Source organism: Oceanobacillus profundus, assembly GCF_003515705.1.
GTDB lineage: Bacteria > Bacillota > Bacilli > Bacillales > Amphibacillaceae > Oceanobacillus > Oceanobacillus profundus.
In genome coordinates this window covers 356,449-382,715 of the sequence record NZ_QWEH01000001.1, presented here as the reverse complement: position 1 = coordinate 382,715, position 26,267 = coordinate 356,449, and the positions used below count along the sequence as shown (strand labels likewise).

Here is a 26,267-nt window from a genome sequence, read left to right as displayed (position 1 = left end):
TGATTGATTTCTAGACCCAAATATGCTAAAACTAACTAAGTCTTAATTATTAAGGAAAGAAAGTGATAGCAATGGGTATAGTCGTTGTTGAAGTTTGTGACGGTAATGCAATCACTACTTTAAATATAGAAGAAATTATCGAAGCAGAATTTCCGGAAGTAGCCGTGCTAATGAATGAATGTTTATCATTTTGCGGATTATGTCGAGTACGACCGTATGCACTTGTAAACAACAAACGCGTTTTCGGTAAGACTCCGGAAGAATGTTTGGAAAAAATACGTGAGGAAATAAAAAAAGAACTGGCTATCTATCAATGATATGCCAGTTCTTTTTCTACTTTATTTGACAAAATATTTCCTGGGAAATAGTCGAAATTATTCGGTTAAGCTCGCTGTGAAAATTGCAATCGAATCCTGTTTGTTTAACCGCTTGAAGTTACCATATTCCGGGCTAGCACTAACCGTTTTTTCACCCATTAATTCAACCGTGCTTTCATCGATAGCATAGTCGGCTAATGTCGCTGGAGCTCCAATAGAATTCCAAAACACTCGGAGTTTATCAATTCCTTCATAGGCAATTTCCTGATCTGATTTACCTGTCGTACTTACACCAAATACACGAACTGCTAATTGCTTGAAGCGTGGTGCATTATTTTCATCCAAAACATGCTTCATCCAATTCGGAAAAAGAATTGCTAATCCTCCGCCATGTGGAATATCATGCACTGCTGATACGGCATGCTCTAAGTTATGGGTCGCCCAATCTCCACGATAACCCATGTTCAGCATATTATTTAATGCTAACGTACCACTAAGCATGATTGTTGCCCGGTGATCATAATTCTCAGGGTCATCAAGCAATTTCGGTGCAGTTTCCATTACAGTTAGTAATATCGATTCACAAAAACGATCTTGCACCATTGTGTTTGGCGTTTCGTGGAAATAATGCTCAAGCACATGGGACATAATATCGACAATACCGTATACTGTCTGGGCGCGTGGTACTGTGAATGTATGTGCTGGATCTAAAATAGAAAATGCAGGATACGTATACGGCGTTCCCCAGCCATGCTTCTCATTTTTCTCCCAGTTTGTGATTACCGATCCACTATTCATTTCTGAGCCTGTTGCAGCCAAAGTTAGAACAGTTCCAAATGGTAACGCTCCGGTTGCACGCTCTTTCTTTGTCACAATATCCCACATATCCACATCTGTTTTTGCACCGACAGCAATTGCCTTCGTACAATCAATAGTACTTCCGCCACCAACTGCAAGCAGGAAATCAATTTGCTGCTCTTTACAGATGGCTACGCCTTTACGGACAGTTGAAATACGTGGATTAGGCTCTACGCCAGGCAATTCAAACACATCTGCTCCAAGCCTATCGAGCTCTCTCTTCACATCATCATAAATGCCATTCTGTTTAATGCTTCCCCCACCATAGACAACTAAAACACGATTGCCATACGGTCTTATTTCATCAGCGAGCTTCTCCAGCTGCCCTTTACCGAAAATTAATTTCGTCGGATTCTGATACGTAAAATTTTCCAAATTAGATTCCTCCAATATTATTTGGTATATGCTACGACATCCATTTCAACTAAAACATCCTTGGGTAGTCGGCTTACCTCAACAGTTGCTCTAGCCGGATATGGCTCTGTTAGAAAGCTGCCATAAATTTCATTTACCTCAGCAAAATGATCCATTGAAGATAAATAAATCGTAAATTTAACAACTTGAGAAAAATCGCTTTCCGCTTCTGCCAAAATTGCTTTTAAATTTTCAAGTACTTGTTTGGTTTGATTTGCAATACCATCAACAATTTCACCTGATGCTGGATCTATCGGAATCTGTCCTGACACATAGACAAAATCTCCTGCCTGAATTGCTTGTGAATACGGTCCAATTGCTGCTGGTGCTTTTTCTGTTTGAATTACTTTCACCATTTGAATTCCTCCCATTGTATTTGTTTTGTCTAAATTCTTTCTTTTCTATAATCATACCAGTTTCTTCGCTATTCTTCATTCAGGAGCTAATACATCTTTATACTGCATAACAGATCTGACATAGTATATATCTCCGTAGCAGGCGTCGTATTGCTTTGCTTCTTCCCGCAGACATGTATAGATGGTTGGATCAGAAGCGTTCTCATACATTTCTTTAGAAAATGCAATTGCAATATCCTGTGAGTAGCGTCCAGTTTCTGCATGAACATAATCAATAAATCCTCTGCCGAAATTATACGATTGGATGGCAAGTTCTAGGTCATCATCTGCATCCGCCAATGTTTTCGAAAAATAATAGACCCCTTGTTTAATAGAAAGCTCAGGATCCTTAATACACCCAATTTCTCCACAATAGCTTTCCGACGATTGCATCGGATCATTGCCTCTCCCACCTGATTCCTGCATCATCATTGCTTGCAGAACATCGACATAATCTTCAACACCATATTCCTTCGCGTAGGTTTCAATTAAAGGCTTATAGCTCCGAACTTCTTCACTGATTAAGGGAGATGATCTTTCAGGACGGAATTCCTCTTGTTTTTCAAAAGTCAAAAACGACACTAGTAAAAATACACCAATTAAAATAAACACTACACTGAAGGTTTGCTTTGTTATCTTTTGTATCTTCCGTTTTAGCTTCATATACTATCTTTCCTTTTCCCTCAACAATAACTGTATCAACAGCCAGACAACAACCCCATAGATGAGATGTCCAACAGCCCAAAACAAAAATGCAGTCCTATCCATCAAATCTGGAGTGCGCTCTGATAATTGCGTTGTAAAATAGAGGATACATCCAATCAGAACATTTACGATTATGTATGGCAGCATTTGATTTTGAAGCTTCCACCTTTCAAGCAAAAAGTAGATACATAGTACAAGTATAATAGAAACAATCAAATGCAAGCCAAATTCAATAGCCTCATGCATGTTCCATTCTTTTATAATAGGAATATAATCTACATTTAATAACAGAACATAAACCGCTTTCCCTGTAAAAAGTTCCACCATCTTCAAAAATATACCCAGTACTAAACCGGAAATGATGCCACTACTTATAAGATTACATAATCGTTTCATTAAATTGCTCCAATTTATTTACTTTTTTTAAACAATTCTTTCTCTCGCCATTTACCGAATCGATAGTATCCAATAGCAATCACACTGCTAATCACAAAGCTTGCTCCCATTCCGATTGCTATTCCAATCTCACCAAATAACATCGCAAATAAGGCTGTTAGCGGATACCGCAATACCCAAAATGAAATAATATTAAGTACAAGCACTTGATACATTGCACCTGCCGCACGAACGATTCCATTTAAGATAAAATTAATTCCTAAAAACGGATAGCACAAAGCAATAATTTGTAAGTACGTCTTACCAAACTCCACTGCCGATTCATCCCGGATAAACAGTTTGACACCATATTCAGCCAAAAATACAACAACAATACCGTTTGCTAGCATAATAGAGAAGTTGTAGAGCACCCCATACTTCGCGATCCCTTTTACACGAGACCAATTTTTTACGCCAATGTTCTGTCCTGCCATACTACTAACAGCAGTACTAAGTGCATGTGCAGGCTGCATTAGTAAACTATCCAAACGCTGAGCTGCACTAAATCCAGCAACAACGCCACCACCAAATCCTGTAACAACACTCATAATTGCTGCTGATCCTGCTGAAATAACAGACATTTGTAAACCTGAAGGAATCCCAAGGTTCAAAATCAATCCAACTTCAGCTTTAGCTGGTAATGTTGGCATACTAAACGGAGCAAGCTTTTTAGATAAAATATAAATCAAACCATATAGAAAAGCGACTCCTTGCGATAATACAGTTGCATATGCCGCACCTTCTACTCCCCAATTAAACACACTTATAAATATTGGATCGAGCACCGTATTAAGCGCCACAGCAATCATAACAAAGCGTACCGGCGTTTTACTATCACCCAAAGCCCGAAGAACCGTGCTAATAAAATTATAACCAAACAGGAATAAAATCCCAATAAAGTTAATTTGTAAATAAGCATTTGCTTGTTCCATCATAACTTCCGGTGTACCAAGCATACTTAGAAACTGTTCTGAAAAAAAGTATCCTATGGCACCTAACACAATCGCTATCGTTGTTAGAATTACGACAAATGCATTTAAGTATCGTTTTAATCCTGTTTCATTATCCTTTCCTTTTTGCTGTGACAGAATGGTAAGTGCTGCATTATTCAAACCAATTATAAATGAAAGTACCGTAAACAAAATGGTTCCCGATACTGCTACTGCTCCCAATGCAGTGGCACCAAGCAAGTTTCCGACCCACAAACTATCGATCAGCTGGTAGGACGTTTGCAATAAATTTGTAAACATAATTGGCCAAGAAAACCGAATTAGCTGCTTGAATATATTCCCTTCTGTAAAATCATATTGCTTCATGATGTTAATCCTCTTTCTTCTATTATATAAATCTTATGTTTAAGCATAGCGCATTAACATAAGAAATCAAAGAAAGGTGATCAGATAAGATCCTGATCACCTTCATATTAAATTTTATCCTGCAGACCCTGCTTTTTCCAGATTCCCACGCTGATTATTTTGGCCTTTATCTTTTGTCATAAACTGAATAGCCACTAATATAACAAAAGCAATAAAGCCAATTGTATCGGAATAGCCTTCTGGATACATTAACAGCAATCCAGTAACTACTGAAATAATCCTTTCAAACCAGTTAATTTTCCGATACCAAAATCCAATGAGACCTGCACCAACCGCAACCATTCCAATCATGGCCGTAATGAGTGACCAGCCAATATCGAGAAAGTTTCCTTCTATCATCAATAGTGTCGGGTTAAGAACAAACATATACGGTATGATAAAAGCAGCAATCGCTAGCTTCGATGCATTTAGTCCCGTACGGATCGGATCTCCTCCAGATATTCCACTCGCTGCAAAAGCCGCGAGTGCCACTGGCGGTGTAATATCCGCAACAATACCAAAGTAGAACACAAACATATGTGCAGCTAAAACAGGAATTGCTACATCCAGTTCTCCATTTAATGCAATGATTGCCGGTAAAGCAATAGTCGATGTAATAATGTAATTTGCTGTTGTCGGAGATCCCATTCCAATAATGATCGACGTAATCATTGTGAAGAACAAGGTTAACATCAACTGAATTTCTGGTGAACCTGCAATGGTTCCTGCAATGCTAACAAGACCATTTCCTAATTTTAGCCCTAAACCTGTTTTTGTAACGACCCCTACAATAATTCCGGCACAGGCCGTGGCTGCTGCAACCCCTAACGCTGTTCGCGCACCTGACTCCAATGCAACAATAAACTTACTCGGTGTAATTCGTGTATCCTTTCGAAACAAACTTACAATAATGGTGGCTATAATCCCATAGATTGCTGCACGTTCAACACTTATACCAATAAATAAAAAGTAAACAATTGCCAGTATTGGCAGTAATAAATGGATTTTCTTCAGTACAGATATTTTACTTGGGATTTCTTCCTTCGGTAATCCAAGAAGGCCCATTCGCTTCGCTTCAAAATGCGTCATAATCCAAATACCGGAGAAATACAGAATAGCTGGGATTGTTGCTGCTTTCGCTATATTCCAATAGCTTTCTCCCGCAAACTCAATCATTAGAAATGCTGCCGCTCCCATAATTGGCGGCATAATTTGCCCGCCGGTGGATGCTGCCGCTTCTACCGCCCCCGCAAAATCTTTCTTATATCCAAGCTTTTTCATCATTGGAATCGTATACGCACCCGTTGTAACCGTATTCGCTACAGAGCTTCCAGAAATTGTTCCGTTCAGCGCACTAGAAAATATCGCAACTTTTGCGGGTCCTCCAATCCGGCGACCAGCAATCGAAATCGCCAAGTCATTAAAATAGTTTCCAACTCCTGTTTGAACTAAAAAAGCGCCAAATAATAAGAATAAGAAAATATACGTAGATGATACTTGTAATGGAGTACCAAGGATACCCTCTGTTGTAAAAAACATAGATTGAATTAATTGCTGGAAGCTTAACCCCCGATGTGCAAGCATTCCTGGCATAAACGGACCCAAAATAGCATACACAAGAAATAATCCAGCAATTATTGTTATTGGCATGCCAACGGCTCTTCTGGCAGCTTCTAAAACTAATAGTACTGCAACCCCACCTATGATTACTTGCGTGCCATCAATGCCCCCTACTTGTTGAACTAAGGACTCATAGAATACCGGCCAATATCCACAGACAACAATGGATAATGATGCAAGAGCATAGTCATACCAAGGTATTGTCTGCCTTTTTGTTTTTCTTCGGGCAGGAAATAATAGAAAGATAAGTGTCAATGCAAAGCCTAAATGGACTGTTCGTTGAATGTAAGCTGTTTGTTGACCGAATACTCCTGTATAAATTTGGAAAAGAGAGAAAGCAATTAATACAAAAAAGATTACTTTAGCAATAAAGCCACCAACATTTCGTGTATTTGATTCAGCATCATATTTTTGCATAAGTTCCTGTTGCTCTTCGAATGTTAATTGCTTTGTTTCTTTGTTTTTACTCATGGATCTCTACTCCTCTCACATATTTCCATAATGTGATTTTTTCTACCTTCACTGTAAACCAATCACCAGGATCAAAATAATCATTAAACCAGACCATATGCTCCTGTCCCGAATTTGACTCCCATAAGAATCGATTTTCTGAAACAGTTTTTCCGTTGCGAATTTTCATCGAAGCAAAGTAATTTTCTAAGTCTCTCACATGATATTTTCCATCCTCATAGACAAATGTTTCTCCTTCTCCCGCATTAGCAGGCATGCCAATACCAAATTCCTCATAGACAATTTCGTATTGCTGTATATCAAGGTTTTCCGTAACGATATATTTTTCTGCAACATCTGTTAAGTGAATGGAATGTGTAAAGATGATCTGAAATTTGTCACCTATTTCTATTGGTTTAAACGCTGCCAGTTCATTTGTGTTTTTTTCATAGAAAACAAGAGCAGTACCGACTGGAGCAAATAGAAAAATGCCTAATAAACTTGCTATGATAAAAATAATAATGATAATCTTTTTTTTATGTAACATAACGTTTCACCTAGATCATGCTTTCATTATTCAATGATTAGTCATATAACTGCCTATCTATTTGGCAAAAATAGCCGACAGCCATTTCCTTATAAAAGGACGGACAGCCGGCTATAGCAACCTATAAATAGAAACAGTCTATTCTACACTTATACCTTCTTCCTCATAATACTTTTGCGCTCCTGGATGTACATCAATTCCGATACCATCTAACGCAGTTTCCAACTTAATAAATTGAGCCTTATCATGCGCCATGCTATCTGCATTTTCGTAAATAGCTTTCGTGATGTCATAAACTGTATCTTCTGAAACGCTATCTACTACCGCAAGCATTGCTAACACCGCAACCGTGTTTACGTCTTCATCTAAGCCATATGTTCCTGCTGAAATCGTGTCAGCAGCATAATACGGATATTGTTCAATCATTTCATCAATTTTATCCTGAGCAATTGGAACGACCGAAACGTCTACTGTAGCAGACAGCCCTTCAACAGCACCTGTTGGCGTACCTGCTGTAATAAAAGCAGCATCGATAGTACCGTCTTGGATTCCTCCAGTAGATTCACCGAAGTCAAGGTTTTGCGGGTCGATATCATCCATAGTCATTCCATGAATTTCAAGAATTTGCTCTGCATTCACATATGTTCCCGATCCTGGTGCACCAACTGAAACAGATTTCCCTGCCAAATCTTCTACAGATGCAATACCAGAGTCTGCAGTTGTAACAATTTGAATTGTTTCTGGATAAAGTGCTCCAATTGCAAGTACATTATCAATCGGATTACCTTCGAAAGAGTTTATTCCATCAATCGCATTTGACATAACGTCCGTTTGTACAAACGCTAACTCAGCATCTCCCTCACTTAAAGCGATTACATTATCAGCCGAAGCATTCGATGAAACTGCATCTGTCTGAATACCTGTAGCTTCTGTTATATTAGTAGCCATTTCACCACCAAGCGGGTAATAAGTACCACTAGTTCCCCCTGTTAGCATTTGGAGAAATTCATCCTCACTACATGCTGCTAGAAATAATACAAACCCCATCAATAATACTGTCGATAAAAACAATTTTATCTTTCTCATTAAAACACCCCTTTTGTTTTACTATTCTAATAAATAATATAGTAACGGAACGATAATTTGATGTCAAATAATTCTAAAGCATCATTTTTTTAGTTATTTAATCATAATTCCTCATTTACTGTAATTTATTGTTATATTCATTCTATTAAACAAGCGAATAAAGACAGCCAAGAAATTAAGTTAATCTAGGTTCTTGGCTGTTTATTAATATGATCAGGTTATATCGTTTTAACTTCTGTGTTCCCCACAAAAAATCCGATAATATCTTTCACGCTTTCTTCTTTATGTAATGCCCCTACTCCTTGACCAGCCCAAAGTGATTGTAAATCAGCAATGGCAAATTCAGCTCCAGCTGCTCTTAGATCTTTCGTTAGTTCATTTTGAATTGGAAAAGGTAAAATATCTAGCCCACTTGATTCTACTTCATCGATGAAACTGTTTTTAATTGCTCTTGCGGGTCTACCTGAGAACACTTTTGTTATCACCGTATCTTCATAACTGGCTTTCATTAATGCTCTCCGATAAGTTTTATTTGTTCCAGCCTCTTTAGCCAGTAAGAATCTTGTCCCCATCTGTACACCACTTGCTCCCATTAATAGTAGCGCATCCAGTTGTTTCTTCGTATAAATCCCTCCTGCAGCAGCAACTGGTAAAGAGGTATTTTCTAAAATTGACTGGATTAGTGTAATCAAACCAATATTACTCCCACTCGGGTACTTTTCAATATCAAACGTGCCACGATGACCACCAGCTTCAACACCTTGGGCAACGACCATGTCATACCCCATATCTTCTAGGTGCTTTGCCTCACCAACATTTGTTGCCATTCCAATAAGGATTATGTGATTCTCTTTTAACCGTTTTATTAATACAGAAGAAAGTGCACCAAAAGCTGTACTGACAATAGGAACCTTTTCTTTTATAAGCAGATACACTTTCTCTTGTAAATAGTCCTTCACTTTTACTAGATTCTCCTTAGTATCTATACCTACTTCATCTCTTTGTTTGTTCAATAGTGCTTGCATCTCATCTACATCCGTTGAGAAGGCTTCGAGATTTGCAGCAAACAGGTTTACCGCAAAAGGTTTGTCAGTTAATTGTTTCACACGGTGAATCGTATCTTTTAATGTATGTGTACTCATGTAGCCTGCACCAATTGTTCCAAGCGCACCAGCATTCGACACAGCGGCTACAAGTTCAGGCGTCGTGATCCCACCAGCCATACCAGCTTGAATGATCGGAATTGTAATTTTTAATCTTTCTAATATGTCTGCCATCCTTTCTCACTCCTTTTTAAAAGCATTTTTGTAAAGTGGGTTTACTGTCTAGATGAGCCACTTAATTGCTATATGTGTATGCTCGTTCTGTTATTAGCATACCATAGACGAAATAATTAGACGACTTAATTACTGAAAAATACCAATTTACATATTTTTATTGCGAATTGTTGATTTACCAGTATGTTTCTTTTTTCGACAATAGTCCCACTTTTTAATCAAATTGTAAATTCAATTTTTCGTGTTATAATCGAAAAATGGTGGGTAAAAATATGCAATTTAGGTGCGTGTTCAAAAAGCAGATGAAAAATACATAGTAGTTTTGGACGATGGTTATATGATTAAGCTCACACCTCTGCCCTGCAGAAAGTGTTGAGCATTGTCAACCTCTCGTCTAAACGTGTCCTTTTCACCGGGCTTTTTGAACTACCTTTTAATCTACTTATGAAAGGAAGTTAGCAATCTATGAGTCAGTCGACAGAACATATCGAAAACACTAGAACCGCGATCAAACCTCCTAACCCGCGATTCAAAAATTGGAGATTAGTATATCGAAAGCTAAAAAAGAATAAATCAGCTATGGTTGGCGGTTTTCTAATTTTATTCCTTATAATTGTCGCAATAATCGGTCCATACTTCACACCATATCAACCCGATACACAAGATATGCTGAATAAGCTCCAACCCCCATCAGGAGATAATTGGCTGGGAACGGATAACTTTGGTCGTGATATTTTTAGCCGTATTATTCACGGAACAAACCTAACATTAATTGTCGGATTTTTCTCTGTTCTACTCGGTGGTGCAGTCGGAGTCCTTATTGGAATTTTCGCTGGATATTATGGTGGAAGAACGGACAGCATCCTTATGAGATTAATGGACATCTTACTTGCTTTTCCTAGTATTTTACTTGCTCTTGCAATCGTAACCGTGCTTGGAGGAAGCCTGCAAAATGTTATTATCGCGGTTGCTATCTCATCTGTACCTGTATTTGCCAGGATTGTTCGTGGTTCTACTTTATCTGTTAAGAAGCTCGAATATATTGATGCGATGAGAGCTTTAGGAGCTAGTGATGCTCGGATTATTTTTAAACACATTTTTCCAAATATTACTTCACCAATTATCGTGCAAGCTACTCTTAATATAGCTACTGCTATTTTATCTGCTAGTGGATTGTCTTTCTTGGGACTTGGTGCTCAGCCACCTACACCTGAATGGGGAGCTATGCTAAGTGACGGGCGTAACTATTTATACAATGCTCCACATGTTGCTCTTTTCCCTGGGCTTGCCATTGTGCTTGTAGTTCTGGCATTCAATATGCTTGGTGATGGTTTAAGAGACGCATTCGATCCGAAGACAAAAGAGTAGAAAGAGGTGAAAGATCTTGTTTAAGTTTATTATCCGAAGAATTATTCAAACTATTCCCGTTTTAATCGGGGTTTCAATTCTAGTATTTAGTATGATGCACTTAGTACCAGGGGATCCTGCTCAAATTATGGCAGGTGAAAGCGCACCAAAGGAACAGGTTGAAAATATTAGAGAAAGATTGGGTCTAAATGATCCATTACCGGTTCAGTATTTTAATTATGTAAAGGATGCTGTTCAAGGTGATCTTGGAAACTCCATGCGTAGTGGACGAGATGTAACAGCTGAAATTGGAGCACGATTTTGGGTTACGGTAGAACTTGCGATTTACAGTACAGTTGTTGCCGTATTTATCGGGCTTATCGTCGGTGTCATATCAGCCACGAAGCGATACTCTCTAGCTGATACATCTCTTATGATTCTTGCACTTTTTGGACTATCCATGCCGAACTTCTGGCTCGGACTTATGCTTATCCAATGGTTTGCCATCGGTATTGATCTTCCTAGCTGGGTTCCATTCTTTAGTGACACCAGTTGGTTTAAGCCATCTGGTTGGGGAAGCTTCGCACAGGTCGTATTACCAGTTCTAACTCTGGGTACGGGTAGCGCAGCCATTATTGCAAGAATGACACGTTCGAGTATGCTCGATGTAATTGACCAAGACTATATTCGTACTGCAAGAGCAAAAGGTGTTAAGGAACGAGTTGTTATTTATCGCCATGCACTTAAAAATGCATTGATACCTGTTGTTACCGTAGTTGGTCTTCAATTCGGAGGTCTGTTAGGTGGAGCTGTACTTACAGAGAGTGTATTTGCCGTAAACGGTATGGGAAAACTAATCATCGATTCTATTCGAGCACGTGACTTCCCAGTAGTCCAAGGAACCATCTTAGTCGTTGCTCTATTATTCATCTTCGTTAACTTAGCAGTTGACATTACGTATCGATATTTAAATAAACGAATTGATCTAGACTGATTGCTATCATTTGTTCAAATAGAACATTTTGAACATTCTATTGTCAGAAAGGAGCTTCTTATATGACAAGTGCACCAAATTCCTATGAGAATATATTGGAAATCAAAGATTTACAGACTTCCTTCTTCACTAAAGATTTAGAGGTTAAAGCAGTTGACGGTGTTTCTTTTGCAATCCCAAAAGGGAAGATTCTCGGTGTCGTTGGGGAGTCAGGATCAGGTAAAAGTATCACCTCCCTTTCCATTCTTCGCCTGCTTAAAGAGCCTGGAAAAATAGTTGGTGGTGAAATCAAGTTTAAAGGAGAAAACTTACTTGATAAAAGCGAAGCTAATATGCGCAAAATACGCGGTAATGAAATATCAATGATATTCCAGGAGCCAATGACTTCGTTAAATCCAACGTTTACAGTTGGCCAACAGATTAGTGAAGCTTATAAAATCCATCAAGGTTTAAATAAAAAACAAGCAAAACAGCGTTCCGTTGAAATGCTGAAATTAGTTGGAATTCCTTCCCCGGAAAAGCGTGTCAATCAGTATCCACACGAGCTTTCAGGGGGAATGAGACAGCGTGTTATGATTGCAATGGCGCTTGCCTGTAATCCAGAACTACTCATCGCTGATGAACCAACAACAGCACTTGATGTAACAATCCAAGCGCAAATTCTTGATTTAATTAAAGACTTGCAAGAACGACTCGGTATGGGTGTACTATTAATTACACATGACCTTGGTGTCGTAGCAGAAACATGTGATTATGTTGCTGTTATGTATTGCGGAAAGGTTGTTGAGTATACCGATACAAAAACATTATTCAAGGCTCCTAAGCATCCGTATACAGTTGGCTTAATGAAATCTATTCCACAGCATGACCAAGATATTGAAGGTGATTTAGCTGTAATAAGAGGATCTGTACCTAGCCCTGCGGAGATGCCTAAAGGCTGCCGTTTTGCTCCACGCTGTCCATTCGCGACAGAAATGTGCAGAGAAAAATTACCTGACCTCGTCACAGATGAGGAAGGGAACCAAATTCGTTGCTGGATCTATTCAGATGAATGGGATGGCGATCCGGAGGTGAATGTTCATGCAGAAACAGAAAGAACTACTGAAAGTTACTGATTTAAAACAATATTTCCCAATTAAAGGCGGGATTTTAGGACGTACCGTAAATCATGTAAAAGCTGTAGACGGTGTATCCTTTACAGTTTATGAAGGAGAAACATTAAGTATCGTAGGAGAATCAGGCTGTGGGAAATCTACAACAGGAAGAGCCATTTTACGCCTTGATGAACCAACATCTGGTGAAGTTGAATTCGATGGGAAAAATCTGCTTGCATACAACAAACGAGAAATGAATAAAAATCGTAAAAATATGCAGATCATTTTCCAAGATCCATACGCATCGATTAACCCGCGTCATACGGTACGCCAAATTCTGACAGAAGCGATGGAGATTCAAAACTCCGTACCAAAAAACGAACGGAATGATCGTGTAATTGAATTGATGGAAACGGTTGGTCTAGGACCACACCAAGCAGATAGACTCCCTCATGAATTCAGTGGTGGTCAACGTCAGCGGATCGGAATTGCTCGGGCTCTCTCCGTTAATCCACAGCTAATCATCGCAGATGAAGCTGTATCAGCGTTAGATGTTTCTATCCAAGCACAGGTTATTAATCTATTGAAAAAGCTGCAACGTGAATTCAAATTAACGTATCTATTTATCTCACATGATTTAGGGGTTGTACGACATATCTCAGATCGAATTATCGTAATGTACCTAGGGAAAATCGTTGAGATTGCTGATAAAAAATCACTATTTGATAATACAATGCATCCATATACTACGGCTTTGCTCTCTGCAATCCCTAGTACAGATATGGATAAGAAAAAAGAGCGGATCATCTTAAAAGGTGATGTACCTTCACCAATTGATCCACCAAAAGGTTGCAGATTCCATACTCGTTGTCCATTTGCAACTGACCTATGTCGAACCGAAACACCAGAGCTTCGTAAAGCAGACGGAATGTTAGACGGACATATGGCAGCATGTCACTATATGGAAGACATTAAATCCGGGAAGCACCAACCTACTACAGTTTAATCAGTATCAAATAGCGCTCATTATTGTAATGAGCGCTTTTTTTGATACCACTGTAACAGGTCACAGCTTCCAAATCCCTATCCTCTTCTAAGCCAAAGCGAAAAGCCCCTAAGATACTTAGCGGGCTTTTCGAATCGCTTATCAAACTCGGATAACTCCGTGAATGCAGAGCGTTTATTATTCTTGAATAGATACCTCATGTAATTGCAAGATTCCAGTTGGTAACTGTGTTAATCCTTGAACCTTATCACTAACACCTAACAAGAATTCTTGGTGATGAATATAAAGCATTGGTGCAAGATCAGTTAACTTTGTTTGAATTTCACTGTACAACTCAAGACGAGCGTCAGGCTCTGCCTCTTGACGAGCTTCTTCTAACAATGCATCTAACTCATCATCTTTTAAGAATGTACGGTTTCCAGGTTCTCCAACATTGTCAGAGTGGAACAATGGATATAATCCATAGTCTGCATCCCCTGTTACTGTTGACCAGCCAAGGATGAACATATCATGCTCGCCTTGTGCAGTCTGCTCAAGATATGCGCCCCACTCAAGGACTTCAATTTCTACTTTAATACCAAAATCAGCAAGCTGTGCTTGTAGGTTTGTTGCTGTATCCATACGTTCTGGACTATCATTTGTCCAAAGTGTTGTAGAGAATCCATCTTCATAGCCTGCTTCAGCTAAGAGTTCTCTAGCGCGATCTGGATCATATTCAAGTCCTGGAGCATTTTCATCATATCCAAGTACTCCTGGTGCTAATGGCCCAACTGCTGGTACACCATTTCCATCATAAATACCTGTAATGATTTGCTCTTTATCAACAGCCAAGTTGATTGCTTGACGAACTAACGGATCATTAAATGGCTCTTTTTCCATATTAAATCCAATGTAAGATAAGCTCACACTTGCTTGTTTTGCTGGACTTGCACCGTCCATCCCTTCAATCTGAGCAACATCGTTCGGACTGATTGGGTCAGCAATATGTGATGTACCTGTTTCTAATTCAGCAACACGAGTTAAGCCTTCTCCAACAACTTTAAATGTTACAGAGTCAAGCAAAGCTTGCTCTCCCCAATAATCATCATTCTTAACGAGTGTAATTTGTGTTCCTGGTTGCCATTCTTCAAATTTAAAGAATCCTGTACCATATGGTTTTTCGTTAATAACACTTCCTGGATCCTCTCCAGCTTCTATAGCAGCGTAGTCTTCTTCAATGACAGCTGGTGAAATGATACCTCCACCGTTATGTGCTAAGTGAGCTGGCAGTGGTGAGAATGGGTATTCTGTTGTAAAGCGAATTGTATAGTCATCTACTACTTCAATATCTGTAATCATTTCATATAGAAATAGACGTGGCGATGCAACTTCTGGATCTAATATACGTTCAATACTTGCCTTAACTGCTTCTGCGTTAAAGTCTGTACCATCGTGGAATTTTACACCTTCACGTAATTTAAATTCCCATACTGTATCTTCAACTTGTTCCCAGCTTTCAGCTAGGCTTGGTTGTACTTCCATATTTTCGTCCTGTTTTGTTAATGATTCAAAGATATTCGCTTGAACGTTACTTGAAGGAGTATCGTTTGAACCAGCTGGATCTAAGGATACAGCATCCGATAGAGTTGCAATCATTAGATCTTGTTCTCCTGCAGGAGCAGCATCTTCTGTACCTTCATCTGTTCCTTCATTAGCGGAATCATTTTCATCTGGCTCACTTGCACATGCTACTAGAACACTAAGCAGCAGTCCAAAAACCAACAATAATAATGACTTTTTAGACAATTTCATGTATTTAACCCCCTGTTTCTTTGTAATAGCTTTGTAAATATATGTAAATATATTTTAACATAAAGCTATCTTCCAATATATTACCCTATTATTCTAAAATTTACAATGATATATGAAAAAATTTCATTATAATTTGATAATTTTTATAGTTACTACGTTCTAGTTACATATACACGTTAAGTTTTATACATCTATCAATTGTTAACGTTTTCAGTAGGACGTTAGTATAGTTTTCGTCCAGAATACATGTTTAAAAAATATGGAGAAAACAGACGAACAATTAAAGCTCTTGTCACATATCTTGTCTTCTTGCAAATTAACGAGTCTTCTTGACAATATTATGAAAATTCAATATGATATAACTTAAACTAATACTGCTGTAATTATAGTAAGGTGGAAGAAAGTAATGAATTTATTCGAATTAAAAAAAGCTTTACTTTCTATATCTCCTATCAACCTTGATAAAATATCAATTGTTGTTCACAGCACAGAAGGTACTATTCAATTTAATGCAAATACGCCAAGAAAAGCTGCGAGTGTTGTTAAGCTATTTATTCTTGCTGAGGTATTGCAGCAGATTGAAGCTGGTCGCATCCAAAGGGAACAACTCATTTCTATTAAACCTGAGGCGATGGTAGAAGGTGCAGGTGTCATTAACTATTTAACAAAACACAACACGTATAGTTACCAGAATCTATTGGAGCTTATGATTATCGTTTCCGATAACACTGCTTCCAACATATTACTTGATATGATCGGTATCGACCGTATCAATCATTCTATTAAAAAGCTCGGCTGTCAGGATACAATAATTAAACGTAAATTTATGGATCAAGAAGCACAAGCAAGCGGCAACGAGAATATTACTACTGCAGCAGATATCGTTCACTTACTTAAGCTTTTTTCCAGCGATAACGGTCCCTATAGCAAAAATTTGCGGCAAGAAGTTCGAAGGTTACTTAAAAATCAGCAATTCAACAATAAATTAGCAGCATATCAAATGAATAATTGTAAGCTGAATATTTATCATAAAACCGGAGAATTGCCTGGAGTAGAGCATGATGTAGCGATTATGGAATCAACTGGAAGGAAGTTAGAGGTTGCTGTATTAACAGAGGGATGGGAAAATAATGGTATAGCACAACATTTCATAGCAGAAGTCGGTAGGTATTTAATGAACTATGTAACGAATGGGTCATTATCTAAAAAACAGTAAGGAACGGAGTGTACGACATGAAAGTTAAAATTGCAGTTTTTGGAATTGAAGAAACGATAAAGCGTGTACATACACTAGCAAAACATGATGAAAATTTGGATATCCTTCCGTTTATATACACACATTCAAGTGAAACCCCCGAATTAATTGAAAGGGCTTTCATGTGTGATATTTATTTATTTACGGAAGCAACATCCTATTTGTATGCCAGAGAAAAAATAAAAAAGAAACGATTGCCAGCTGTACAGGTTGCTTTTGATGAGTATATGATACTCACCTCTTTCTATCGTTTAAGAAACGATTACAATCAAGAACTCGATCGTATTTCCATCGATGTACTTAACGGACAGCATGTTGAGGAGGTCGCAAAAGAACTTAGCTTTGATAATAAACAGATTTATCATTATAGCTATGGGGCAGATGAATCCACTGATATTCAACAAATTACAAGATTTCATCAAAAACTCTGGGATGAAGGTAAAATTGATTATGTACTTACATCAAGCAAAGAAGTAGAGGTACAACTAAGAGAAGCTGATATTCCAGGCAGTTGCATGATTATACCAGAGATAAATTTATTACATGCCATTCAATCTGCAAAATCCCTTACCGAACTGAACCAACACAAGAGTGCTCTTCTCGTAGCTGGATATATCCGCATGAAAAATCAAGATCAACATGAGGAACAAGAATTGAAAGCGTTAACTACCAAAATGCAAAGTCTTTTGGTTCGATTTGCTGAACGAACCGATTCACTGCTCACGATAAAAGACGATCATCAATTTGTGGTAGTAGGAACCAAAAAGTTGATTGATCATTTACAAAATCATTATCGAGATTTCCCTCTTCTTCGTGAGTTTGAAGCAGAGTTGAATATCCCAATCGACATTGGATTTGGTCTCGGTCTATCAGCAAGTGAAGCTGAAGCGCATGCACGTTTAGCATTAGAAAAATGTAAAAATGAAAATCATAGCCTCTGTTATATTGTCAATGAAAGAAAGGATACAATTGGTCCGATTGGCATTCGCAGAGATATCGATACATCTCAATTATTTCATGCCTTGATTCATAAAGCTCGATTGAACAATGAACTTTCCTATAATTTCATTGATTTTATAACGGATAGAAATAATGAACCTTTCTCTTCAAACGACATTGCTGCGTATTATAAAGTTACAAAACGCAGTGCTGAAAGAACTGTCAATAAGCTGCTATCTGGTAATGTCATAAAAGTATCTGGAGAAGAACGTCCTTATTTAAAAGGAAGGCCACGAAAATTATTTTCACTTAATAATTAATGATTGCAGCAGGGTTAGCATTGTTAAGCTCTGCTGCAGCTTTATCCCTCTATTTCGTACCCATTATTATCCATCAGATATTGCATTGCCTTTTCGAAATCCTCCTCTTCTACTTGGGCCTCAAGTAAATGTGTTACTTGCCCTTCATTCTCTTCACTATTATGATTTTTTAAGCCAATTGTGCCAATCGCTCCCTGAGATTGTCCTGTCGGAGTAAATGGTATATAACTTACTTTTTCATCCGTATCTGGAAGCTTATCCACGATAACATGACAAACTTTCAGCGTTTGGAGGGTTGCTTTTGCCGATTCTGCATCATTCTCTGAGTCGAAATATGCGAGAATTTTTCGTGACATAGACTTGTACATCCTTTCGTAAGTTTATCTATATCGTTCCCTGATTTACAACAAAGCAAACATATTCCGAGACCTCGCCCAAACAAAATAAGGCAGTAGGGAAAGTTATGTGATTTCCCCACTGCCACCAATCACCTATAAGCTTAACAACTGGCGAATATCATCCTCACTCAAGCTAGAAAGCATTGTTTCTCCAGGCTGAATAACTTGGTCAATCAGCTCACGCTTTTTCTGCTGCAGATCATAAATTTTTTCCTCGATCGTTCCTTCTGTTACAAGACGAATGACTTGCACGACATTTTTTTGACCAAATCGGTGTGCACGTCCGGTTGCTTGATCCTCTACAGCAGGATTCCACCATAAGTCGTATAAAATGACCGTATCAGCTCCAGTCAAGTTTAACCCTGTCCCACCAGCTTTCAGAGAAATAAGGAAAATACTATTTTCGCCATTATTAAATCGTTCACTCATCTCAACGCGATCTTTTGCAGGGGTTTGCCCATGAAGATAAAAATAGCCAAACCCTTCTTTTTCTAGTCGTTCTTTAATAATCTCATGCATGCTTGTAAATTGGGAAAAAATCAGCATACGTTTTCCACTTTCAATCGCTGTTTTCACGGTATCCATCAATTGTTCCAGCTTCCCAGAGTAGCCTTCATAATTTTCAATGAATAACGAAGGGTGACAGCAAAGCTGACGAAGACGGGTTAATCCAGCAAGAATTTTCATCCTGTTTTGTTGGAAAGCACTTTCCTTCATTGATTGTGCTGCTTCCTGCTGTACCTGTCTTAGATAACCGACATATAAATCCTTTTGTTCCTTTGTCAGCTCCGAGACATGAACAGATTCAATCTTATCTGGCAGCTCTTTCAGCACATCCTTTTTCAGTCTTCGCAATATAAATGGCCGTGTAATCATTGCAATTTTTTCGTTCGATAACTGCTTAAAACTCCGTTGATTTGGCATAAGTCCTGGCAAAACAACTTGGAAAATAGCCCATAGCTCATCGATTGAATTCTCAATCGGTGTTCCACTTAACGCAAATCGACGTGCAGCTTTTATTTCCCGAATGGCTTGTGAGGTTTTCGTTGCATAGTTTTTAATATATTGCGCTTCATCCAAGATCATGGATTGAAATGAAAATTCCCGATAAATTTCAATGTCTTGCCTTAACGTTGCATAGGAAGTAATCCAAACATCGGTACCTATTGAAGCCTCAATCAATTGTTGTCGTTCCTCAGGGCTTCCTGTAAGTACAACGACAGACAAATGTGGAGCAAATTTCTCAAATTCATTCTTCCAGTTATAAACGACCGAGGAAGGAGCTATAATCAGATTTGGTTCAGCACCTTTCTGCTCTTTCTCTGACGCGATATACGCAATGCTTTGTAAGGTTTTTCCAAGTCCCATATCGTCTGCTAAGATTCCACCGAGGTGATAGTTGCTCAAGGACTTAAACCACCTGAAACCAGTCATCTGATAATTTCTTAAAGACGCTTGCAGCTGTTCTGGCAGCTCGTATACTTGTTCTTCTGGAGACTTCAACTGATGCAGCAAATGTCGAAAGGATGGATCGTAGTTCTTTTTCGTATCGATTAGCTCATCTAGCTGTGTTCCTCGGTATACCGGCATCTGGACGTGCCCATTCAGCAAGTCATTTTTATGAATTTGCATCTCGTCAAATAAACGTTTTATAGAAGTAAATTCTTCTCCTTCTAGTGACAGTAATTCACCACTTCCTAAACGATAATAGCGTTTTTTCTCGATTACTGCATTTAAAATTTGGTTGATTTCGGAATCATTAACCCCATTAATATCAAAGCCAATTTCTAATAGGTTCGATGTACCTTCTAGACGTACACTCGTACTCGGACTGAGTTCGTTTTCAATAATCATTCCTCGAATTTCTGATGTAAAAAACAGTTCCACTTCTTTATCTAATCGTGGCAGGATATAATACAGAAAGTCATACAGCTCTTCCTCATCCGCTTCAATATAGAGCTCTTTCCCATTATAATGGAAGTTAGCTTGCTCAATCAGCTGCATAATTTGCTGTTCCTTTTCCACCTCACGAATAATAAGTCGATCATTATCCTTTCGCCCATTAAATGGATCAATCAACTGATCACCATAATGGTATTCCAACTTTCCAATAATCCAATCGCCTTTTACTTCCAAATACAATTTTGCACGTAAAGGTACTTGAATTATCTCTTCTGTGATTGACTCTGATACCTCTACCCCACCAATCTTTTTTAATGATGGAAGTACTTCTGATAAAAAGACGTCAGCTTGTTCCTTTGGAATCGGTAATTGTAATTCGTCCATGCCGAACTTTGTAACTTCTTCAAGAACCTGTACCTGGTCTTTCGTCGGATAATAAAAGACCCCTTCATGGAATATCATTTCATAATAAGGAAAATACATTGCATCTGTTGCGTCTGACATCTTCATTAGCAGGTCATTTTGATTACTTTTCGTTAGTGAAAAGCGAAACGGCAGCGTATCCTTCTCCACTCCGATATGCTGAAAGCTTTTCTGCTGTGTTTCTACTGTGAAATCTCTTTCCGAAAGCTTTTCAAGCAGCTCCTTTGCTGTAAGTGGGGGAATTGCAATATAGCGTTTATCACCACTATTACCTTCGTAATGAAATCTGCTATATCCCTGATACATTTCCTCATTCCGTTTAATCGCAAAGAGCATTTCAAATAGCTCCAAATCCTTTTGCAGAAAATAATGCGTATCAGGATGGAAGATGAATTTTTTTGTAAAGTAGTATTCGTTTCCTTGTAATATGTTAACGAGAAATTGGTAAGCATCTTTAACAACATAGCAATGTTTCTCGCCTGTTCGTAATTCGATTTGTAATTGTTGGTCGAATCCCCAGCTGCAATGGTATTCTACATGCATCGGTAGTTTATTTGGTAAAATCTCTGGCTGTGCATTTTGCTGTGGCAGCGTACGTAATGCCTGTATAAACTTATTTGTCAGCTGATAGTTTGGCTTGGATGGAGCATTTGGAATAGCCTGCTCCTTATTCGCAATTTGCATTAAGGTAGCTGCAATATGTTTACACGTGCCAAAGGTTTCAAAAGCAGGACAATCGCAATACGTATCAATCGATCCATTTGTATAATCCTTCATATTGATTTCTACAAAGTAATCCTCTGAACCATGAACTGTGGCCGTCCAAACTTGGTAATTGATATCATATAAAAGATCGCTCACTTTATTTTGTTTATAATAATCTTTTCCGCGCTTATAAATGGTTGACGGAAATAATTTTTGGATATTAATATCACTTATTTTTTTCAAAATATGAGTAACCTACCTTCTATAGGATGTTCAAAAAATCCAGTATAAAATTTCTTTAGGTTTATTGTAAACGAGGGAGCTGTAATTGTGAAATTATCCTAATCAATCCACGCAGAACCTGGCATTCAACAGACCTCAAAGTAAATATTACGCATAGAAGTACTCTATGGCGTACAATCGGGCGTGTTTTCTTAAACCCGTCTTTTTGCTTTCATATATAAGTAAATGTATAACAGCATGGACAGCAGTACCGATACAGCTGAAGCAATGTAAATGGATCCATAACCTAAGAAATATGCAAACTGACCAAAGGCAATGGCTCCAATCCCGATTCCTAAATCAAAAAAAGAATAGAAGGTTGCATTCGCCATTCCTTTTCGGTGATTAGGAGCCTTTTCAACTGACCAGGCTTGTAATGCTGGCTGCACGCTGCCAAATCCTAGACCATATAATCCAGCAGCAATCAGTAAAGCGGTCGTACTAGGGAGCCATGCTAACAAGAGCATTGCTATAAATATAAGTATTGTCCCTGGTAAAAATACATATAGATGCCCTTTTCGATCATAGATTTGTCCTGAAAACGTCCGAGATATCATTAAAAAGATAGCATAGACAAGAAAATAAAGTTGAATTCCCTCTACGTTTTGTTCAATCGCATAAATTGGAAGAAATGTCGCGATTCCCCCAAATGTCGCGGTAATAAAAAATAATAAGACGGATGGCTGTAGTGCTGTTTTTTCAAAAATATCAAACGCAACTGTAGCGGTTTTATGCTCAGATTGGTCAACTTTTTTATAATGTATACGGGAAGCAATAATAAACGCGATGAATCCAAGTACAGCGCAAATAAGAAAAAGCTCTGAAAAGGAGATAATCCCTACTAACGTTAATCCGAGAGCTGGACCGAATGCAAGTGCCAGGTTACCGGATAATCCAAAATAACCCATCCCTTCCCCTCGACGATCAGGTGGGATTATATCGGTCGCAATCGTTCCTCCGGCCGTTGTTGATAGTCCCCAGCCAATTCCTTGTACGACTCGGATGACAAACAGCAGCACAATACTGGCAATAAAAGCATAAGCACCAACAGATAGAACGAAGATTGCTAATCCAATCATGTAGACAAATCCTCTTCCTTTTGATTCGAGGGCATGACCTGCATACGGGCGAAAAATCAATGCAGAAAATGTAAAAATCCCTACAACTATTCCGACTAACTGATCACTGCCACCTAACTCTTTTACAAATAACGGGAGCGTTGGAAGTGTCATTTGAAAGCCTAGAAACACAAAAAAGTTCGCTGCACAAATAAACACAAAATCACGTGTCCATATTCTCTCACGAGTTTCTGCTGATTTTATATTAAATTTCGGACGCATAAACGCCTTCCTTTCTTCTTTGCTAACATTCTATTATACAGGAGTCCATATAAAATTAACATGTAAACAATTCGAGTTACGAAGTTTTTCATGAGACAAGATCCTTGTGCTTGCTAGCTAAAAGACTTTAATGGCCTGCATTCATATAAAACCAGGGAAATAGCTGTTTATATATGGATGTTGAAATAAAACCAGAGTAAGCTAAAAAGTAAAATGGCCCCAGCCATCAACTGCAGATGATTGGAACCATTTTTTTCACTTATCATGGTCAGTTACAACCCGACCTCTTTCATTTCTAATATCTATCCCTAGCGCATTAAGAGACTAATTTCAAGCCAACTGCTGCTCCTAGAACCATTGCTATAAATAATATTCGTCTCCAGTCTTTTGACTCCCCGTATAAGATCATGCCAAGTATTGCACCGCCCGAAGCACCGATTCCTGTCCATACGGCATAGGCAGTCCCCATCGGCAATGTTTCCATTGCATAAGAAAGGAATATAAAACTTGCCCCAAATCCGCCAAATAATAAGGCAAGGGCTTGCCAACTTCGGTCTTGATGTAATTTATTAATCATTGCGACCCCAAACATTTCAAATAATCCTGCTAAAACTAAAGCTCCCCATGCCATTAAGAAGCCTCCCCTTCCTGAACCTTTTCATCCGTGACTAATTTCAAGCCAATCACACCTGCTAATAAGAGTAAAATTAGAAGTATTTTGCTCCATTCAAACGGTTCTCCAAAGAATAGTATTTCAGAGAACACGGTACCGGCCGTCCCGAGTCCAACAAATACGGCATAAACCGTTCCAACGGGCAGCTTTCGTCCAGCCATTATCATTAAATAAAAACTAACAAAAATAGCAATTGCTGTACCGACCCATGTCCAAAAATCATATGCATGCTTCAACCCAATCACCCAAAACACTTCAAAGAAAGCTGCAATAAAAACCTTCACCCAGTTCGAATTCATTAAAACAGCACCTCCACCTTTATTTTTGCTAAGAAAACCGCCCTTCATCAAAAATGGCAACCACTGCGGTTAACATGTACGCTTATTCTGTCCAAAAAAAAACAAAAGAAGCCTAAGAGCGACTGTTAATACAGTTTCTCCCAGGCTTTTATCCTTCCGTGACACAGTTTACTACTGTGGGTTTTCTCTCGGACCAGACTAGCGGTTGCTACGGAACCCTAGAAAACCTTTTTCCTATGCAATTACTTTCGATTATACACAAAATCGGACCAAATTCAAGGGTTTACTTACTCACCAATCACGCCACATGCGATACGATCTCCCGCATCACCAGCAGGTTGGGACGTGTAGTCATCTGCTTCAGAGTGAATGACCAATGCTGTTCCTTCCTCTGTGTATAATGTATTTTCACCATCTTTGTCCAATGTAAGCATATCAGCCGTTACTTCAGCTGTTACTGTACCATCATCAGCCACTTCAATATTTTCTAAATCACCTGCATGCGGACCATCTGTATGGTCAAATCCATGCTCAGCATCTGCCGGATTATAATGGGAACCAGCAGATTCGAAATCCGGGGGCTCACATTGTCCAACCTCATGAATATGGAAGCCCTTTGTTCCGGGTGGTAAGTTTTCCCCTTCTAATTTGATGTCTACTCCCGTATCCGCAGGAGTTAGCGTTGCTGTTCCAACTACCTCACCTTCTGCGTTTTTTAAGGAAACCAAGACCTCTTCCTCCGCCGTTGCATTTGGATCTTCTGCACCATTTTCATTGGTCGCATCGTCCTCAGCAGGTGCATCATTTTCATTTCCTGTATCTGTCTCATCCTCCGTATTTCCACAAGCCGTTAGTACTGCAGCTAAGATTAATGCGAAAGCGATTATTGCCCAACGTTTCATTATGTCCTCTCCTTTTTTAAGGTTATATTACTAATGTTTCACAATCTGAGAGGTAGTTAAACATATTTGGGCAAGAATCCTATATTTGTACTAGCTAAGTTTAGATACGAAAATCGAAAGTCCTATTGTTGAGATTGGTATGAGTTTCGTAAAGGGATTCTATTTTGAAATAGCGATTGTTTGTTAGTGGAAGTGGATTGGGTTTGGCCTGATGGTTCAAGTTCAATATGATGGTTATTTTCTGAGATGGCTGGATTTATTTCAATTATAAAAAATAAAACGCCTTACAAGGGTGGCTCCCTTGTAAGGCGTTTTTTTCACTTTTAAGATGCAACAGCAACTTCTTTGTCTACTTTATGCTTTTTGCTTTGGATTGTTTGTTTCAAGTATGGTAGAATCCATCTATCTAAACCATATCTGCCTGCATTATAACCAGCAGCCAGAAGGAATACAGTGATTACTACCATTTGTGCATTGGTGCTTACTGTTCCACTGAAAAGGAACGCAAAGTTCATTGTAATTCCCATTAAAGCTGCAAAGTTTGTAAAAATTCCTAGGATAAGTGCGATACCTACTAACAGCTCTCCCCACATAACCGCGTACGTAAACAATTCAGCCTGTGGCAATGCGACAGCTTCAAGAAATGTTCCCCACCACGCTTGAACAGTTGCTCCTTCACCAGTAGAGTTTGCAATTGCTCCTTGAATAAATCCACTTGCATCAAACTGTCCACCAGTAATTTTTCCATAACCTGCTGTCATCCATTGGTAACCAATATAAATTCTTAAGAAAGTCCAAATACCTGCAGCTACTTTACTGTTACGAATAAAATTCATAATCATTCCATCCATCTCCTTTTATATTCTTATTTTGATTTGTTTGCTTGTTCATCATTTCACAATATATTGTAAAGGTGTTTCCTTACTACACTTATATCATAACAGAATTTTTCAAGATGAAAACAAGTTTGTGAATGTGTTCACAATTCAGAAACAAAGTTGTGACTAAATTGTGAACGAGGTTGGTTTCTATAGCTATTCAGATTGAAGAAATCCAGATATCCCCATACTAATGCTTTAGCCAGGCTATTCCCACCTTCTCTTTTAACTAGAATTATTATTGACAGAAATGTTTCTAG

General features: G+C 38.5%; 24 protein-coding genes and 1 riboswitch. Of the genes, 7 read left to right on the top strand and 17 right to left on the bottom strand.

The genetic code is table 11. From position 1 onward, the window contains the following. Positions 1-71 precede the first annotated feature (71 nt). Positions 72-317, top strand: coding sequence for a YuzB family protein (locus D1B32_RS01795; protein ID WP_095307715.1), 246 nt, complete (start codon positions 72-74; stop codon positions 315-317). A 57-nt stretch (positions 318-374) separates the two neighbouring features. On the opposite strand, the gene D1B32_RS01790 is transcribed toward D1B32_RS01795, so the two are convergent. From D1B32_RS01790 to D1B32_RS01750, 9 genes are all read right to left on the bottom strand, one after another. After that, a complete protein-coding gene (locus tag D1B32_RS01790) occupies positions 375-1,550 on the bottom strand; it encodes an iron-containing alcohol dehydrogenase (protein ID WP_118888474.1) in 1,176 nt (391 codons plus the stop codon). Positions 1,551-1,567: 17 nt separating this feature from the next. Beyond that, a complete protein-coding gene (locus tag D1B32_RS01785; protein ID WP_095307713.1) occupies positions 1,568-1,945 on the bottom strand; it encodes a RidA family protein in 378 nt (125 codons plus the stop codon). A 75-nt stretch (positions 1,946-2,020) separates the two neighbouring features. Next, positions 2,021-2,647: a lysozyme family protein gene (locus D1B32_RS01780; protein WP_095307711.1), complete on the bottom strand. Its 627-nt coding sequence runs from the start codon at positions 2,645-2,647 to the stop codon at positions 2,021-2,023. Positions 2,648-2,650: 3 nt separating this feature from the next. Then, positions 2,651-3,085 (bottom strand): hypothetical protein, encoded by a 435-nt coding sequence (locus D1B32_RS01775; RefSeq protein ID WP_118888473.1) that lies wholly within the window; start codon positions 3,083-3,085, stop codon positions 2,651-2,653. Between the two features lie 14 nt (positions 3,086-3,099). Next, positions 3,100-4,440 carry an MATE family efflux transporter gene (locus tag D1B32_RS01770; protein ID WP_118888472.1) on the bottom strand — a complete coding sequence of 447 codons (1,341 nt, stop codon included), beginning with the start codon at positions 4,438-4,440 and terminating at the stop codon, positions 3,100-3,102. A gap of 114 nt (positions 4,441-4,554) precedes the next feature. Beyond that, complete coding sequence (locus D1B32_RS01765; RefSeq protein ID WP_118888471.1) at positions 4,555-6,570, bottom strand: TRAP transporter permease; 2,016 nt, start codon at positions 6,568-6,570, stop codon at positions 4,555-4,557. Beyond that, a complete protein-coding gene (locus tag D1B32_RS01760; protein WP_095307707.1) occupies positions 6,563-7,096 on the bottom strand; it encodes a DUF1850 domain-containing protein in 534 nt (177 codons plus the stop codon). Before D1B32_RS01760 ends, D1B32_RS01765 begins: the two co-directional genes overlap by 8 nt. A gap of 138 nt (positions 7,097-7,234) precedes the next feature. After that, on the bottom strand, positions 7,235-8,182 hold the full coding sequence (locus D1B32_RS01755; protein ID WP_095307706.1) for a TAXI family TRAP transporter solute-binding subunit: 948 nt from the start codon (positions 8,180-8,182) through the stop codon (positions 7,235-7,237). A 218-nt stretch (positions 8,183-8,400) separates the two neighbouring features. Then, the gene (locus D1B32_RS01750; protein ID WP_095307705.1) at positions 8,401-9,459 is read right to left on the bottom strand and encodes an NAD(P)H-dependent flavin oxidoreductase; all 1,059 of its coding nucleotides are present in this window, start codon (positions 9,457-9,459) and stop codon (positions 8,401-8,403) included. Positions 9,460-9,924: 465 nt separating this feature from the next. Here D1B32_RS01750 and nikC point away from each other — a divergent pair, with 465 nt between their 5' ends. The 4 genes from nikC (at position 9,925) to D1B32_RS01730 (ending at position 13,900) form a co-directional block, all read left to right on the top strand. Continuing rightward, complete coding sequence (gene nikC, locus D1B32_RS01745) at positions 9,925-10,827, top strand: nickel transporter permease (protein WP_095307703.1); 903 nt, start codon at positions 9,925-9,927, stop codon at positions 10,825-10,827. A 16-nt stretch (positions 10,828-10,843) separates the two neighbouring features. After that, positions 10,844-11,800 (top strand): ABC transporter permease, encoded by a 957-nt coding sequence (locus D1B32_RS01740; RefSeq protein WP_095307702.1) that lies wholly within the window; start codon positions 10,844-10,846, stop codon positions 11,798-11,800. Positions 11,801-11,862: 62 nt separating this feature from the next. After that, positions 11,863-12,915: an ABC transporter ATP-binding protein gene (locus D1B32_RS01735; RefSeq protein WP_095307701.1), complete on the top strand. Its 1,053-nt coding sequence runs from the start codon at positions 11,863-11,865 to the stop codon at positions 12,913-12,915. Continuing rightward, entirely contained in the window at positions 12,881-13,900 is a 1,020-nt protein-coding gene (locus D1B32_RS01730) for an ABC transporter ATP-binding protein (protein WP_095307700.1), read from the top strand. Before D1B32_RS01735 ends, D1B32_RS01730 begins: the two co-directional genes overlap by 35 nt. A gap of 177 nt (positions 13,901-14,077) precedes the next feature. Here the strand turns inward: D1B32_RS01730 and D1B32_RS01725 are convergent, their stop codons facing one another. Then, entirely contained in the window at positions 14,078-15,691 is a 1,614-nt protein-coding gene (locus D1B32_RS01725; protein ID WP_095307699.1) for a glutathione ABC transporter substrate-binding protein, read from the bottom strand. A gap of 406 nt (positions 15,692-16,097) precedes the next feature. Between D1B32_RS01725 and D1B32_RS01720 the strand changes: the two genes are divergently transcribed. Together D1B32_RS01720 and D1B32_RS01715 are read left to right on the top strand one after the other, a co-directional pair. Then, complete coding sequence (locus D1B32_RS01720) at positions 16,098-16,907, top strand: serine hydrolase (protein WP_118888470.1); 810 nt, start codon at positions 16,098-16,100, stop codon at positions 16,905-16,907. Between the two features lie 17 nt (positions 16,908-16,924). Next, on the top strand, positions 16,925-18,205 hold the full coding sequence (locus D1B32_RS01715; RefSeq protein ID WP_095307696.1) for a hypothetical protein: 1,281 nt from the start codon (positions 16,925-16,927) through the stop codon (positions 18,203-18,205). A 41-nt stretch (positions 18,206-18,246) separates the two neighbouring features. Here the strand turns inward: D1B32_RS01715 and D1B32_RS01710 are convergent, their stop codons facing one another. The 7 genes from D1B32_RS01710 to D1B32_RS01680 form a co-directional block, all read right to left on the bottom strand. After that, a complete protein-coding gene (locus D1B32_RS01710; RefSeq protein WP_118888469.1) occupies positions 18,247-18,561 on the bottom strand; it encodes a hypothetical protein in 315 nt (104 codons plus the stop codon). A gap of 135 nt (positions 18,562-18,696) precedes the next feature. After that, positions 18,697-21,876 (bottom strand): DEAD/DEAH box helicase, encoded by a 3,180-nt coding sequence (locus D1B32_RS01705; RefSeq protein ID WP_095307694.1) that lies wholly within the window; start codon positions 21,874-21,876, stop codon positions 18,697-18,699. Positions 21,877-22,067: 191 nt separating this feature from the next. Next, the gene (locus D1B32_RS01700) at positions 22,068-23,255 is read right to left on the bottom strand and encodes an MFS transporter (RefSeq protein WP_118888468.1); all 1,188 of its coding nucleotides are present in this window, start codon (positions 23,253-23,255) and stop codon (positions 22,068-22,070) included. A gap of 316 nt (positions 23,256-23,571) precedes the next feature. After that, entirely contained in the window at positions 23,572-23,886 is a 315-nt protein-coding gene (locus D1B32_RS01695; RefSeq protein ID WP_095307692.1) for a DMT family transporter, read from the bottom strand. Next, positions 23,886-24,227 (bottom strand): DMT family transporter, encoded by a 342-nt coding sequence (locus tag D1B32_RS01690; protein WP_095307726.1) that lies wholly within the window; start codon positions 24,225-24,227, stop codon positions 23,886-23,888. Before D1B32_RS01690 ends, D1B32_RS01695 begins: the two co-directional genes overlap by 1 nt. A gap of 135 nt (positions 24,228-24,362) precedes the next feature. After that, positions 24,363-24,460: riboswitch (guanidine-I (ykkC/yxkD leader) on the bottom strand. Between the two features lie 54 nt (positions 24,461-24,514). After that, on the bottom strand, positions 24,515-25,129 hold the full coding sequence (locus tag D1B32_RS01685; protein ID WP_095307691.1) for a superoxide dismutase family protein: 615 nt from the start codon (positions 25,127-25,129) through the stop codon (positions 24,515-24,517). Between the two features lie 323 nt (positions 25,130-25,452). Beyond that, complete coding sequence (locus D1B32_RS01680; RefSeq protein ID WP_095307690.1) at positions 25,453-25,971, bottom strand: DoxX family protein; 519 nt, start codon at positions 25,969-25,971, stop codon at positions 25,453-25,455. Between the last annotated feature and the right edge of the window lie 296 nt (positions 25,972-26,267).

Bases quoted from the DNA above. Each gene is read 5' to 3' on its own strand.
- D1B32_RS01795 (WP_095307715.1), top strand. From the start codon at position 72: ATGGGTATAGTCGTTGTTGAAGTTTGTGACGGTAATGCAATCACTACT.
- D1B32_RS01760 (WP_095307707.1), bottom strand. From the start codon at position 7,096: ATGTTACATAAAAAAAAGATTATCATTATTATTTTTATCATAGCAAGT.
- D1B32_RS01685 (WP_095307691.1), bottom strand. From the start codon at position 25,129: ATGAAACGTTGGGCAATAATCGCTTTCGCATTAATCTTAGCTGCAGTA.
- D1B32_RS01725 (WP_095307699.1), bottom strand. From the start codon at position 15,691: ATGAAATTGTCTAAAAAGTCATTATTATTGTTGGTTTTTGGACTGCTG.
- D1B32_RS01720 (WP_118888470.1), top strand. From the start codon at position 16,098: ATGAATTTATTCGAATTAAAAAAAGCTTTACTTTCTATATCTCCTATC.
- D1B32_RS01700 (WP_118888468.1), bottom strand. From the start codon at position 23,255: ATGCGTCCGAAATTTAATATAAAATCAGCAGAAACTCGTGAGAGAATA.
- D1B32_RS01715 (WP_095307696.1), top strand. From the start codon at position 16,925: ATGAAAGTTAAAATTGCAGTTTTTGGAATTGAAGAAACGATAAAGCGT.
- D1B32_RS01770 (WP_118888472.1), bottom strand. From the start codon at position 4,440: ATGAAGCAATATGATTTTACAGAAGGGAATATATTCAAGCAGCTAATT.
- D1B32_RS01755 (WP_095307706.1), bottom strand. From the start codon at position 8,182: ATGAGAAAGATAAAATTGTTTTTATCGACAGTATTATTGATGGGGTTT.
- D1B32_RS01765 (WP_118888471.1), bottom strand. From the start codon at position 6,570: ATGAGTAAAAACAAAGAAACAAAGCAATTAACATTCGAAGAGCAACAG.
- nikC (WP_095307703.1), top strand. From the start codon at position 9,925: ATGAGTCAGTCGACAGAACATATCGAAAACACTAGAACCGCGATCAAA.
- D1B32_RS01690 (WP_095307726.1), bottom strand. From the start codon at position 24,227: ATGAATTCGAACTGGGTGAAGGTTTTTATTGCAGCTTTCTTTGAAGTG.
- D1B32_RS01775 (WP_118888473.1), bottom strand. From the start codon at position 3,085: ATGAAACGATTATGTAATCTTATAAGTAGTGGCATCATTTCCGGTTTA.
- D1B32_RS01680 (WP_095307690.1), bottom strand. From the start codon at position 25,971: ATGATTATGAATTTTATTCGTAACAGTAAAGTAGCTGCAGGTATTTGG.
- D1B32_RS01710 (WP_118888469.1), bottom strand. From the start codon at position 18,561: ATGTCACGAAAAATTCTCGCATATTTCGACTCAGAGAATGATGCAGAA.
- D1B32_RS01780 (WP_095307711.1), bottom strand. From the start codon at position 2,647: ATGAAGCTAAAACGGAAGATACAAAAGATAACAAAGCAAACCTTCAGT.
- D1B32_RS01730 (WP_095307700.1), top strand. From the start codon at position 12,881: ATGCAGAAACAGAAAGAACTACTGAAAGTTACTGATTTAAAACAATAT.
- D1B32_RS01735 (WP_095307701.1), top strand. From the start codon at position 11,863: ATGACAAGTGCACCAAATTCCTATGAGAATATATTGGAAATCAAAGAT.
- D1B32_RS01695 (WP_095307692.1), bottom strand. From the start codon at position 23,886: ATGGCATGGGGAGCTTTAGTTTTAGCAGGATTATTTGAAATGTTTGGG.
- D1B32_RS01750 (WP_095307705.1), bottom strand. From the start codon at position 9,459: ATGGCAGACATATTAGAAAGATTAAAAATTACAATTCCGATCATTCAA.
- D1B32_RS01785 (WP_095307713.1), bottom strand. From the start codon at position 1,945: ATGGTGAAAGTAATTCAAACAGAAAAAGCACCAGCAGCAATTGGACCG.